The sequence below is a fragment of the Pedobacter sp. Leaf216 genome (genome assembly GCF_001421515.1).
GTDB lineage: Bacteria > Bacteroidota > Bacteroidia > Sphingobacteriales > Sphingobacteriaceae > Pedobacter.
In genome coordinates this window covers 107,101-120,013 of the sequence record NZ_LMKM01000038.1, presented here as the reverse complement: position 1 = coordinate 120,013, position 12,913 = coordinate 107,101, and the positions used below count along the sequence as shown (strand labels likewise).

Annotated in this window: 11 protein-coding genes; 10 read left to right on the top strand and 1 reads right to left on the bottom strand. The window is 40.1% G+C overall.

All coding sequences use genetic code 11. From position 1 onward, the window contains the following. The first annotated feature begins 88 nt into the window (after positions 1–88). The 3 genes from ASE74_RS24025 (at position 89) to gap (ending at position 3,217) form a co-directional block, all read left to right on the top strand. Entirely contained in the window at positions 89–829 is a 741-nt protein-coding gene (locus tag ASE74_RS24025) for a glycosyltransferase family 2 protein (protein WP_055915269.1), read from the top strand. A gap of 141 nt (positions 830–970) precedes the next feature. Beyond that, the gene (locus ASE74_RS24020; RefSeq protein WP_235526212.1) at positions 971–2,050 is read left to right on the top strand and encodes an MraY family glycosyltransferase; all 1,080 of its coding nucleotides are present in this window, start codon (positions 971–973) and stop codon (positions 2,048–2,050) included. 138 nt (positions 2,051–2,188) lie between these two features. Continuing rightward, on the top strand, positions 2,189–3,217 hold the full coding sequence (gap, locus tag ASE74_RS24015; protein ID WP_055915266.1) for a type I glyceraldehyde-3-phosphate dehydrogenase: 1,029 nt from the start codon (positions 2,189–2,191) through the stop codon (positions 3,215–3,217). A gap of 158 nt (positions 3,218–3,375) precedes the next feature. Here gap and ASE74_RS24010 read toward each other — a convergent pair whose 3' ends face one another. Next, positions 3,376–3,762, bottom strand: a complete 387-nt coding sequence (locus tag ASE74_RS24010; RefSeq protein ID WP_055915263.1) for a hypothetical protein — start codon at positions 3,760–3,762, stop codon at positions 3,376–3,378. A gap of 194 nt (positions 3,763–3,956) precedes the next feature. Here ASE74_RS24010 and ASE74_RS24005 point away from each other — a divergent pair, with 194 nt between their 5' ends. The 7 genes from ASE74_RS24005 to ASE74_RS23975 all read left to right on the top strand — a co-directional run bounded on the left by ASE74_RS24005 (position 3,957) and on the right by ASE74_RS23975 (position 12,760). After that, complete coding sequence (locus ASE74_RS24005) at positions 3,957–5,159, top strand: ATP-binding protein (RefSeq protein WP_055915260.1); 1,203 nt, start codon at positions 3,957–3,959, stop codon at positions 5,157–5,159. 118 nt (positions 5,160–5,277) lie between these two features. Further along, complete coding sequence (locus ASE74_RS24000) at positions 5,278–6,678, top strand: sulfatase (RefSeq protein WP_055915257.1); 1,401 nt, start codon at positions 5,278–5,280, stop codon at positions 6,676–6,678. A gap of 272 nt (positions 6,679–6,950) precedes the next feature. After that, the gene (locus tag ASE74_RS23995; RefSeq protein WP_055915254.1) at positions 6,951–8,276 is read left to right on the top strand and encodes a paraquat-inducible protein A; all 1,326 of its coding nucleotides are present in this window, start codon (positions 6,951–6,953) and stop codon (positions 8,274–8,276) included. Between the two features lie 33 nt (positions 8,277–8,309). Beyond that, on the top strand, positions 8,310–9,647 hold the full coding sequence (locus tag ASE74_RS23990; RefSeq protein WP_055915250.1) for a paraquat-inducible protein A: 1,338 nt from the start codon (positions 8,310–8,312) through the stop codon (positions 9,645–9,647). 320 nt (positions 9,648–9,967) lie between these two features. Beyond that, on the top strand, positions 9,968–10,405 hold the full coding sequence (locus ASE74_RS23985; protein WP_162235841.1) for a GNAT family N-acetyltransferase: 438 nt from the start codon (positions 9,968–9,970) through the stop codon (positions 10,403–10,405). A 4-nt stretch (positions 10,406–10,409) separates the two neighbouring features. Beyond that, positions 10,410–11,603, top strand: a complete 1,194-nt coding sequence (gene pgk, locus ASE74_RS23980; protein WP_055915244.1) for a phosphoglycerate kinase — start codon at positions 10,410–10,412, stop codon at positions 11,601–11,603. A 188-nt stretch (positions 11,604–11,791) separates the two neighbouring features. Next, positions 11,792–12,760 carry a DUF1080 domain-containing protein gene (locus tag ASE74_RS23975; RefSeq protein WP_055915242.1) on the top strand — a complete coding sequence of 323 codons (969 nt, stop codon included), beginning with the start codon at positions 11,792–11,794 and terminating at the stop codon, positions 12,758–12,760. Positions 12,761–12,913: the final 153 nt, after the last annotated feature.

Sequence of the window (12,913 nt, the reverse complement as noted above, 5' to 3'; positions counted from 1 at the left end):
TCCAATTTACTTTACACCTACTAATTGTATTGCTATATTTACCCAGGTTTGCTTTACACAATAAAGTCAGATTGTCCCTTTGGTAAATATGAAAATTTCACTCATCACGGTTGTATATAATGGCGAAACATTCTTGCAGGATTGTTTTGATTCAGTAAAAGCACAAACTTATCCCGATCTGGAATATTTGGTGATAGATGGAGCATCTACAGATAGTACGATAAACATTATTCAAGAAAACAGCAAACACATAAATTATTTTGTTTCAGAGAAAGATAAAGGATTATACGATGCCATTAATAAAGGTATTGAACAAGCAACAGGAGATGTCGTTGGAATCTTAAATGCAGATGATAAATTGGCCAGCTCTGAAATCTTGAGCGCAGTTGCCAAAGCTTTTATCGAAAATCCGGGGATTGATGGAATATATGGAGACCTTAACTATGTTCATCCGCATACCAATCAGATCATTAGAAAGTGGAGATCGAAACAAGCCAGTCAACAGCATATAAAAGAAGGCTGGATGCCCGCACACCCCACCTTGTACTTAAAAAAAGAGTTGTTTAAAAATTATGGTAATTACGCCTTAGATCTTCGTACAACAGCAGATTACGACCTCATTTTGCGCTACTTTTACCAACATAAAATCAAAGCACTACATTTGCCGCTTTTAATGGTTTCCATGCGTACCGGCGGACTCAGCAATCGATCAATACAAAACAGGATAGCTGCATTTATCGATGATTATAAAGCCTTAAAAAGAAATAAAGTACCCAATCCATTATTAGTTGTGCTTAAAAAAAAGTTCAGTAAGCTGAGTCAGCTTTAGTACAAAATCATCTTTTGCACCTGTCGCCTGATTTCAATATTTTAGAAAAGTACCCCATTTGATTTATATCATGGTAAAGAATTTTTAGGCCTATTTTGTTATCATTACAATAGTTATATTTGCTGGCAAGTCCCCGATATTTTGTTTGAACCGATACTGAATACTTATTCCGGCTATTTCTGTATTGCCATTTTTATATTGGCTTTTTCCATTGTGGTTATAAGTGTTCCAAGCATTATCTATACCTCGCTTAAATACCGCCTTTTTGATAAAAACGATCTTTACCGTAAAACCCACAAACGCAACATTTCCCGTTTGGGCGGACTGGCCATTGTAGGAAGCTTTACCGTAAGCATTTTACTTTTTTCAGCTGTTATTAATTTTAAAGAAGCCAATTTTCTTATTGCATCATGCATTATACTTTCAGCGCTTGGCTTAAAAGACGATGTATATGGCACCAATACCAGCACCAAATTTATTTTACAGATTGTAGTCGCTTTTATACTGGTCGTTTTTGGGGCTTTCAGGCTAACCAGCCTATATGGTGTATTGGGTATTTGGGATATGATGCCGCTTTGGGGCGGACTGTTTTCAATCGCGCTCATCATTTTCATTAATAATGCATTTAACCTGATCGATGGCATAGATGGTCTGGCGGCTGGAATAGGGATTTTTTCCAGCTTTGCTTTCGGTATTTTATTCCTGCTGATGGGACAGATACCCTATGCATTTATCGGTTTCGCACTTGCAGGCGCAATTGGCGGATTTTTAAAATACAACTGGTTTCCCGCTAAAATATTTATGGGCGATACCGGAGCGTTAATTATCGGCCTCATTTCTGCCGCATTGGCCATTAAGTTTATCGAGCTTAATAAATTTACAGGCAATAATGATCCAGCTTTCTACTCAGCCCCCGCAATAGCAGTAGCCCTACTCATTGTACCCATCTTCGATTCATTAAGGGTATTTACCATCAGAATCCTCAGAGGCAGATCTCCGTTTAAAGGCGACCGTAACCACATCCATCACCGTTTGGAAAATCTGGGTATAAAACCCAACTGGATTGTGCTCGCCACGTTCGGTTTCAACATCCTTATTGTTGCGGCAACACTTACATTGCAAAAACTTGGTAATTTTGTGCTCATCCTGATGATTATCGGCATTTGCATCCTCTTTAACAGTTTAGTAACCCTATCTTTGCTAAAAAAGAAAAAAGGATAAACTTCCCATTTCAAAATAAGCCTTTGGTTTGGCAAATCATGCTGGTTTTTTCATTTTAATCATCCCATTTCCATCTTATAGATTCATCTCTTCCCTTTCATAAATAAATACTAATTTTGCGCTCAAATTTTATATGTAATGAGGCTGGCAATAAATGGTTTTGGTAGAATAGGAAGAACATTTTTACGCTTGGCATTGGCTGAGGGATTCGAAGTTGTAGCGGTTAACGATCTGGCAGATGCAAAAACGATGGCTCATTTATTTAAATACGATACGGTGCATGGCGTTTTTGCCGGAAAAGTTTCTGCCAAACCCGATTCGCTTGTTATTGATGAACTCTCCATCCCCGTATTTTCAATCAAAGCAGCTGATGAATTGCCGTGGTCGGCCTTAAGGGTTGATGTGGTAATTGATTGTACGGGCAAAAACCTCACCAGCGAAGCAGCACAAAAACACATTACCGCCGGTGCAAAACAAGTCCTCATATCTGCCCCTGCAGCTGATGATATACCTATGGTGGTACTGGGCGTTAACGATGATCAGATTGATCTGAAAAGCCAGATACTATCAAATGCCAGTTGCACCACCAACAACATTGCACCAATGATCAAAATCCTGAACGATAATTGGGGAGTGGAAGAAGGATATATCACAACAATCCACTCGATGACGGGCGATCAGAGCCTGCACGATGCCAACCATAAAGACCTGCGTAGGGCAAGGGCAGCCTCTTCATCCATTATTCCAACCACAACAGGAGCAGCAAAGGCCATTACACATATTTTCCCCGAATTAGATGGGCGCTTAGGTGGAGCAGGTATCAGAGTTCCGGTATTGAACGGATCATTAACAGATTTTACCTGTTTGCTAAAGAAAAAAACCACCATCGAAGAAATTAACGCCGCCTTTAAATATGCGGCAGAAAACGAATTGAAAAATCTCATCGAGTACACAGAAGATCCTATCGTTTCTGTAGATATCATTGATAATCCACATTCATGTATCTTCGATTCTTTGTTAACTTCAATTGTTGGCGATCTGGTTAAAGTAGTTGGCTGGTACGACAATGAGTTTGGGTACAGTAGCCGCTTGATCGATGTAGTAAAAAAAATAGAGCAGCTTACAGCAGTAAAAAATGATAAATTGTTAAATTTTTCTGGATTATAATCTATCAGCCAACGTATACCATCATACTAACTGGTTATCATTTGCTTTATCATTGTCCATATTAACCCTAATCAAAAGTATTGATTTAGTATACTTGAAGCATAGCCCAAGCGTAGATAAAGCGTAGTTATAGTATAGTTAAGCAATTAAAGAAAGATTTAATTGTTTGTCGACTTTAATGCCCAATACACCAAAACGGGTTGAAAAAATAAGCGCATAAGCCTTTTTTTATTAGTATTGAGCCCGAAAGCACTTCTTTTATGGGTAAATTGTGAAACATTACCAGGAAATACCCCAACAAATAATCCTGCAGCAATTTTTCCGATGGTTTGTTCATGTTTTTTCGGTGCCAGTACAAGTGCGGTACCCAATGCAATTTCTACCAAACCAGAATAAACAACGGTATCATCTTTTTTTAACGGAACCCAATCCGGTACCTGTGCCTGAAAAGCTTTACGCGCAAAAGTTAAATGCCCAATTCCGGCGGTTATTAAACCTGCACCCAATAAAAGTCTGGCAACTGTTTTTATATTTTCTTCTCTCATACTTAAAAATTAATAATAATCTTCTCTCTTCAACATATCACAGTGTTGATCTGTTTTGAACATCCCCTTATTCGCGCTCATTTTTTTTTACTATAACATAGAACCTTCCCTTGTATCACTCCTAATACAAATTTCTTAAAACCTGTAGGGGGATACTGATTTTTTTTTGCAATAAAATATTACCTTTGTTGATAATGCTCCAATATCCCTATCCCAAAAATGAGAAAGAAAGACTGGCATCCCTTGCAGGATACCACCTTATGGATAGCGGTGAGGAAAAAGAATTTGATGAAATTGCAACAATTGCCTCAGCCATATGCGGCATCCCGATTTCGCTGATCACTTTTATTGATGAAAAGCGGCAATGGTTTAAATCCCACATTGGAACAGATTTTACTGAAAACCTCCGCGAACTTTCTTTCTGCACCCATGCCATAGGCTCGGGAGAGGAGATTATGATTGTTGAAGACGCCCGGCTTGATGAACGTTTTGCTGAAAACCCAATGGTTACAGGGCCAACAAAGCTGGTATATTATGCAGGCGTACCACTTATAAATGAAGAAGGTTATGCCCTGGGTACAATTTGCGTACTCGACCAAAAACAGCATAAATTAACAGCTGAACAGATTGCAGCCTTAAAATCACTCGGCCGGCAGGTGGTAGATAAAATCGAACTTAAGCGGACAATTACCAAACTTCAGGCAGCTAACCAGGAATTAACAAATTCCAACTTGCTTATTCAAAAATTTGCATCGATGGCAGCGCACGACATTAAAAATCCTTTAACCAATATGCTGCTCACCTCGCAGCTGTTAAAAAGAGGGATGGAAAAAAATGAAGATCAGCGTTCACTTAAATTAATCGAAGTAAATATATCATCAGCAAATGCCCTGCTATCATTGGTAGATGAAATGCTCGATTATTCCAGATCACCCTCGCAGCTCATTGCAAAGAAACAGAAAATCAGGCTTAAAGCACTTTTCGAAAGAATACATATATTACTTAGCGCACCGGAAAATTTTGCTATAGAGTTTCATTCCCAACTCGAGGAGATTCACTATTCCAGCATTGCTCTGGAGCAAATACTCTTAAACCTGATCAGTAATGCCGTCCGTTATAACGATAAGGCAAATGGCTGGGTAAAGGTGATCCTCAGTGAACATCAGGATTGTTATCAGCTTATCGTAGAAGACAATGGAATCGGTATTGCCCGGGAGTACCACCACAAAATATTTGATAACAATTTTACCCTCGAGCTTGCCGACCGGTATGAGAAAAAAGGAACAGGTATAGGGCTTTCTACTGTAAAAGATCTCATCACTGCATTACAGGGAAACATTTCGCTAACTTCAACCCCGGGCGAAGGCACAGCATTTTTGCTAACGCTTAAAAAATAATCCCGATTTTATTCTCAATGCCATAGTTATAGTAACATAAATACTATAGATTTTGTGGTCTATATCCTGTTCATTAAATTTAGCCACCATAACATTTGCCGAAAAACAATTATCGACCATGAAGAAATTCATTATACCTATAACGGCATTAACCATCATGCTTTTAACAACGGCCTTCTCTTGCTTTTGTCAGCAAAAAAAGAACGGACAGAAATCGAGCAAGCCTAATGTTATCGTAATCCTTACAGATGACATGGGCTTTAGTGATGTGGGAGCATTCGGAGGTAAATTTGTTCCGACACCAAATATAGACCGCATTGCAAAAAACGGACTCAAACTAGCCCAATATTATAGCGCAGCACCTATCTGTTCGCCATCGAGAGTTGGAATGATTACAGGCATGTATCCAGGGAGGTGGAATTTTACAACCTATCTGGATAACCAAAAACACAACAGAGAGGCTGAACAGGCCGATTTTCTCGACCCTAAAGCCCCAACAATAGCTAAATTTTTTAAAAATGCAGGTTACGCAACAGGGCACTTTGGCAAATGGCACATGGGCGGCGGCAGAGATGTTAAAAATGCACCAGGTTTTGAGCAATATGGTTTTGATGCCCATGCCAGTACCTACGAAAGCCCCGATCCTGATCCCGTGCTTACCGCAACAGATTGGATCTGGTCTGAAAAAGACAGTATCAAACGCTGGGACCGCACCAGGTATTTTGTAGATAAAACCCTCGATTTCCTTTTGAAGCATAAAGATCAGCCCTGTTTCATCAACCTTTGGCCCGATGATGTGCATACCCCCTGGGTACCGAGAAAAGAAACCGAATACACAGGTCAGTATCCGATGAACCCTCAGGAAGAGGCTGCCTTTAAGTTGGTGCTCAAAGAATACGATAAGCAGATCGGCAGGCTGTTAGATGGCCTAAAGCAGATGGGAGAAGATCAGAATACCATCGTGATTTTTACCAGTGATAACGGTCCGTTACCCAGTTTTAAAGGCAGCAGGGCAGAAGGCCTGCGGGGATCAAAGCTCTCACTTTATGAAGGTGGTACCAGAATGCCATTCATCATCAGTTGGCCCGGTCATATCGCTAAAGGTAAAACAGATGAAAGTTCGGCTGTAAATTCACTCGATCTTTTGCCTTCACTCGCTAAAATGGCCAGTGTTTCCATACCTGCAAGTTACAATGGAGATGGAGTGGACAGAAGCGGGGTGTTTTTAGGGAAACCCTCAGCAAGAGGAAAAGAAATGTTCTGGGAATATGGACGCAACGATATCGCCTTTAAATATCCAAAGCCGGTAGATAAAAGTCCGAACCTTGCCATACGGTCTGAGGAATGGAAATTATTAATGAATAGCAACGGAACTGATATCCAACTGTACAATATCCTTAAAGATAAAAAAGAAACCACTAACCTTGCCTTGGGCCAGGCAAAGATTACCAGGGAGTTAAAAGAGAAGTTGCTCAACTGGTGGGAATCCCTGCCAAAACTAGCTCCCGCTGGTCCCTAGAGAAAAAATGATATGAATTTCTCGTCAAAACCACTATGATTGCAAAATAAGTTTCTACTAAGCATGCTTTTTTTGGTGTAGGCGAGCAAATAATAAATTGCAAATCAACCGGCAAGCCGGAGATTTTGATTGCTGATCCAAACCTTTTCCTGTTTTGTTGGTTTTATCAGCCAATACCTGACCAGATTTTGCTATTGCTGAACCTTTCTTTGTAGGTTTTTCTCAGTTGCTGGCAGGAGTAGAAAAGAACTCAACGTGTAAACAGAACTGGCTTGGAAACACAAGAAACACAAATCAAACAAAGGAAGTCTTTTCTTCCAAAACTGCTATTAATTCTCTCCTTGGCTGTGCTTCTTTGTACAGAAGGATACTTCGGGTGGAGGTTGCATGAACTTTCAGACCAGCAGGAACGCATCAAAGAAGACTATTCCGATATCAATAACATCACTTACGGACTGTTTTCTGTACAGCGGTGGAAAGATAATGTTTCCCGGATTGTGCACCATCAGGTCGGGAATCTGAAAATGACCAAAAAGCAAAAAAAGGTATTGCAATCAGAGGTGCAACAGGTATTGCTTGCCCTGATCGATAAGGCAGAGGCGCTGGTAAATAAACCCAAGAAAACAATCAGTGGAAAGATCCAGAAATTTGCAATCCGTAATTTTGTAAACTCCGATAGTATCCGTGCACAGGTGCCAGGTTTTGCCAAAAAAATCATTGCAGAAGTAGATAACCCCAAAAACAAAAAGCAGTTGAGCAAAATGGCGATGGGCGAATTTAATCAGCTGGCCAAGGAAGAAAAACTCGACAGCGCATTTGTTGCAAACGAAGTTTCAGTAAAGGCCATGTATGGTAAATATAAGGTATCAACAACCGATGAACTAAATGAAAAACTGGTTCAGATCCTTTCCGATATCCGTACCAAAACATACCGCTATTCTTTTGGCATGCTGGCTTGTGTGGTGCTGGTGCTAGGTTTTTGGTGGGGCTTGCGCAAAAGAAGAGACCTCCATACCACGCTTTTTGTAATGTCGCTGCTGTTTGCATTTATCCTTTTGGGGGTAGGCCTAACTGCATCAATGATCGAGGTTGATGCCAGAATCCGTTCGCTGGATTTTGTGCTCCTGGGCGAGCATGTTAGGTTTAAAGATCAGGTGCTGTTTTTTCAAAGCAAAAGTATTATGGATGTAGTGAGGGTACTCATCGGTCAGCCCGGGATTGATTCGATTCTGGTAGGCGTATTGATATTGGTTTTCAGCATTCTATTTCCCGTTGTAAAGTTAAGTTCTACAGGAGTGCATCTTTTGGGCAGCAAACGTCTTGCAGAAAACAAAATCGTTAAATATTTCGCGTTTCAATCTGGTAAGTGGAGCATGGCCGATGTAATTGTTATTGCAATTTTAATGGCCTATATTGGTTTAAATGGCCTGTTGGAAGGGCAATTGCAGGCACTCAATATCAAAAACGACTCGTTAACCATCCTCACCACCAACAATACCGCACTGCAACCCGGTTACATTATCTTCATCAGTTTTGTGCTATATGGCCTCATTCTCTCTACGATATTGAAGTTTATTACCCCACATGATGCCCATTAACCCATTTATTACAGCTGATTGATTAAATTATTTATGGAAACTACAAATAATAACACTCAAAATATCCATACCAAAAAAAACTGGTTAGCCCCGCTTGCATTAATTGTGGGTTTAAGTATCCTTTTGATAGGAGAAGGCTATTTTGGTTACCGATTTCACCAATTATCTTACGAGCAGAAACGGATAAAAGAAGATTACAGCTTATCCAATAATATCACATTCGGAATTTTTTCGGTTGACAAATGGGGTGATAAGATTTCTGCAGTGGTAGACAGAAGGGTTAAAGGCTTTAATTTAACCGCCGGGCAGAAAAAAGACATGCGCAAGGAGGTAGAAAAAGAATTGCACGGCTTGGTAAACAAAGCAGTATCAGAAGTTACCAAACCGCAGAAAACCCTTGGTGGTAAATTGAAAAAACTTGCTTTCAACAGTTTTGTTGATGTGGATGAGCTTCATGCCCAGGTACCTTCCTTTGCCAAAACCATCGTTGCTAAAATTACCAGCCCTACCAGTTTAAAAAGGCTCAAAGGCGTAGCCGCAAGTAAAATAGACGAATTGGAAGGGCAGACTTACGATAGCACCGATACCACCATTACTACTGTGGAGCGTAATATTTATCGTAAATACCATGTAAACAGTGCCAGTGCATATGATAAATTGATTAATTCAAGACTATCAGAAATCAAAAAAGAAACCCTTGAGTGCGCAGAAGGTATGCTAGGCTGTGTTGCCATTGCGCTGGTACTGTGGTTGTTTTTAAGAAAACGCGTGCAGTTGCATGTTCCCTTGTTCGTGATGTCGTTGCTATTTGCCATTATTTTGCTTACTGTGGGTGTTACTTCACCAATTATAGAGGTAGATGCACGGATCAAAACACTGGAGTTTGCGCTGCTCGGTGATAAAATAGCCTTTACCAACCAGGTGCTGTTTTTCCAGAGCAAAAGCATATTGGGCATTATCGGAACGCTGATCGAACAACCCAAACCCGATGCCGTGTTGGTTGGTGCCTTGCTGCTTCTTTTTGTAGTGATCCTGCCATTGCTCCGCATTATAGCCAGGGGCGTGCATGTATCATGCGGGCATCTCTTCGGTAGTAGAAAAGTATTGCGGTTTCTTGCTTTCGATCTTGGTAAATGGGACATGGCCGATGTAATGGTAGTCGGTATCGCCATGACATATATAGGTTTGAACGGAATATTGAAGAGCCAGTTATCCGGATTGAATATGGAAAATGATACCCTAAAAACGGTAACCGCAAATAATTCGGCACTGCAGCTTGGTTTTTTTGTGTTCGTGGCTTATGTAGTGTATGCAACCATACTTTCTTTTATATTAAAGCGGATTGATGAACAGAATGGCCCTTGCGAGTAAAACTTAAGAGGTCATCGGTTATTAAATTTTTTGCATAAATGGGGCTCAAAGCTATTTGCAAAGTGCATTTTACTTATTGCGTAGAATCTTTCTGACTATGGTCACACTTTTTCATACCAAAACCTGTGAAAATCAGTTTTAACCCACTAGCGCATATATCATTCTAAATTTTCATCATCGGCAATTTATCTCCAAAATGTTAGCACTTTTTGAGCGATATTATTATCGGGTTTCAATTGCTTTATTAACTTTGCAAACGTTTGCAGTGCATGCTATTGCAGTATCTTACATTGATACATTTGCCAATTGATACTAAAAATATGGTCAAATTTATTCTTCCGGAAGAAGTACTCCCTTTAAGAAGCCTGGTTTTGCGCAATGGCAAACCCTTTAAGGAATGTGTTTTTGAAGGAGATACTGCCTATGACACCTTTCATCTTGGCTTTTTAAAAGATGGAGAAATAAAATCGATAGCCACCTTTATGCGCAACGATTTTTTTCCTGAAGAAGGAGAAGGCTATCAGCTTAGGGGAATGGCCACACATCCCGATGCGGGAGGAAAAGGCTACGGAGCAGCATTGGTAACCTTTGCCATCGAATACCTGAAAGAGTACAATACCGACTATTTATGGTGCAATGCCCGCTCAACAGCTGCAGCTTTTTATAAAAAAATCGGTTTTACCACCGAATCCCCGGAATTCGATATCCCCGGAATCGGGTTCCACTATGAAATGAAATTAAACTTAAATCAAAAATAATAACATGAATACTATTGACCAGTTTGACTTTAAAGATAAAAAAGCATTAATCAGGGTAGATTTCAACGTGCCTTTGGATAATGAATTTAAAATTACAGATGATAAAAGGATCAGAGCGGCATTACCTACCATTTCTAAAATTTTAAAAGATGGTGGTGCAGTGATTTTAATGTCGCACTTAGGTCGCCCAAAAGATGGACCAACTGATAAATATTCTTTAAAACACATTTTGGCTGATTTATCCTCACTTGTTGGTGTTGAAGTTAAATTTGCTGACGATTGTATAGGTGAAAGTGCAGTAAAACAAGCCGCAGATTTAAAAGCAGGTGAAGTTTTATTATTGGAAAATCTTCGTTTTTATAAAGAAGAAGAAAAAGGCGATGTTGCATTTGCAGAGAAATTATCAAAATTGGGCGATGTTTATGTAAACGATGCCTTTGGTACTGCGCACCGTGCACATGCTTCTACTTCAATTATCGCTCGGTTCTTCCCTGATGCCAAATACTTCGGTTACCTAATGGCTTCAGAAGTGGAAAATGCAGAAAAGATACTGAACCACGCAGAAAGGCCTTTCACAGCGATTATGGGTGGTGCCAAAGTATCGGATAAAATTCTTTTGATTGAGAAATTATTGGACAAGGTAGACAACCTGATTATCGGTGGCGGTATGGCATATACCTTTGCCAAAGCACAGGGCGGCGAAATAGGTACCTCATTATTAGAAGCTGATAAGCAGGAACTTTCTTTAGAACTGATTGAAAAAGCAAGAGCAAAAGGCGTTAACCTTATTTTGCCAGTTGATACCGTAATTGCAGATAAATTTGCAAACGATGCTGATAAAAAAGATGTAACCTCAGGCCAGATCCCTGCAGATTGGATGGGATTGGATATCGGTCCAAAATCAGTTGAACTGTTCCAGGATGTGATCAAAAACTCAAAAACATTATTATGGAACGGCCCAATGGGTGTGTTTGAAATGGAAAGTTTTCAGGTAGGTACCAAAGCAGTTGCAGAAGCAGTGGTAGCCGCTACTAAAAACAATGGTGCATTCTCATTAATTGGCGGTGGTGATTCTGCCGCGGCCATCGCAAAATTCGGCATGGAAGATGAGGTAAGTTATGTATCAACAGGCGGTGGTGCTTTACTCGAATATATGGAAGGTAAAGAGTTGCCAGGCGTAAAAGCCATTAATGGATAGTAAATAAAATTTCAAATTTAAATGGCTTTGCAGATTAACTCTGCAAGGCCATTTTTATATACCATCTACAAATTAATCTCTTGATTACAGATTTGTTGCTAAGGGAAATTAGTTCTAACTTAAGGCGTTAATTTTAAGCTGAGTTATTTCTAATATGAAAATTAAATCATTACAATCCTGATTCACCTATGAGAAAAAAAATATTTTTAGCTGGTTTAGGTTGTCTGCTCGTTGCAGTCATCCCCACAAAAACCTTTGCTGCAATAAAAGCAGATCGCGTTCATCTGCCTGCAGCACCCAAAGAACTGATCGGCCGTTGGGATATTACTGTTGACATCAACGGAAAACCGGCTCCGGCCTGGTTAGAAGTTAAACTTTCCGGTGTGAAAACATTGGTAGGTTATTTCGTATCAACAGCAGGAAGTGCGCGCCCGGTAGCTGAAGTGAAATTTATGGATGGAAAGTTTAAATTCGAAATCCCACCACAATGGGAGGGAGGTAACTCAAATCTTGTCATCAATGGATCATTGACCAATAACGGTATAGAAGGCATTATGCTCGATTGCAATGGTAAACAATACAACTGGAAAGGCGTAAAAGCACCGTACCTGAAAAGAACGACTCCGCCTGCATGGGGCAAAGCAATCACCTTATTTAATGGTAAAGACCTATCTGGTTGGAAAACCAATGGACCAAACCAATGGGTAATAAAAAATGGTATTTTAACCAGTCCAAAAGCAGGATCAAATCTCATCACAGAGCAGAAATACAATGATTTTAAACTTCATGTCGAATTTAAGTACGCTGAGGGGGGAAACAGTGGCATCTATTTAAGGGGGCGGTATGAGGTACAAATTGAAGACAGTAAGAAGGATGCCCATCCCAATAACGTATTGTTCGGCGGTGTTTATGGATTTCTAGCCCCTAACGAAATGGCCACGCTCGGTCCCGATCAATGGCAAAGTTACGATATTACCCTTGTTGGCCGCCTGGTAACCGTAGTTGCCAATGGCAAAACAATCATCAGTAATCAGGAAATCCCAGGTATTACTGGAGGTGCCTTGGATAGCAATGAAGCAGAAGCCGGGCCTATTTATCTTCAGGGGGATCATACCCCGATCGAATACCGTAAAATCGTAATTACGCCTGCAAAATAATTAGTTGTATTGATTAGCGAAGAAGAACTTAATTTGTTATTTCGAGCTTGTGGGGAAGTGTTGCAGATATTAAACAACACATCTACAGGCTCGACTATAAAGCGAGATTTTGATGTGATGAATATCCCTTTCATACATTAAAAACTATCCATC

What these genes read in the sequence shown, in the direction of transcription:
- ASE74_RS24025 (WP_055915269.1), top strand. Translation starts at nt 89, where the DNA reads ATGAAAATTTCACTCATCACGGTTGTATATAATGGCGAAACATTCTTG.
- gap (WP_055915266.1), top strand. Translation starts at nt 2,189, where the DNA reads ATGAGGCTGGCAATAAATGGTTTTGGTAGAATAGGAAGAACATTTTTA.
- ASE74_RS24010 (WP_055915263.1), bottom strand. Translation starts at nt 3,762, where the DNA reads ATGAGAGAAGAAAATATAAAAACAGTTGCCAGACTTTTATTGGGTGCA.
- ASE74_RS24005 (WP_055915260.1), top strand. Translation starts at nt 3,957, where the DNA reads ATGCTCCAATATCCCTATCCCAAAAATGAGAAAGAAAGACTGGCATCC.
- ASE74_RS24000 (WP_055915257.1), top strand. Translation starts at nt 5,278, where the DNA reads ATGAAGAAATTCATTATACCTATAACGGCATTAACCATCATGCTTTTA.
- ASE74_RS23990 (WP_055915250.1), top strand. Translation starts at nt 8,310, where the DNA reads ATGGAAACTACAAATAATAACACTCAAAATATCCATACCAAAAAAAAC.
- ASE74_RS23985 (WP_162235841.1), top strand. Translation starts at nt 9,968, where the DNA reads ATGGTCAAATTTATTCTTCCGGAAGAAGTACTCCCTTTAAGAAGCCTG.
- pgk (WP_055915244.1), top strand. Translation starts at nt 10,410, where the DNA reads ATGAATACTATTGACCAGTTTGACTTTAAAGATAAAAAAGCATTAATC.
- ASE74_RS23975 (WP_055915242.1), top strand. Translation starts at nt 11,792, where the DNA reads ATGAGAAAAAAAATATTTTTAGCTGGTTTAGGTTGTCTGCTCGTTGCA.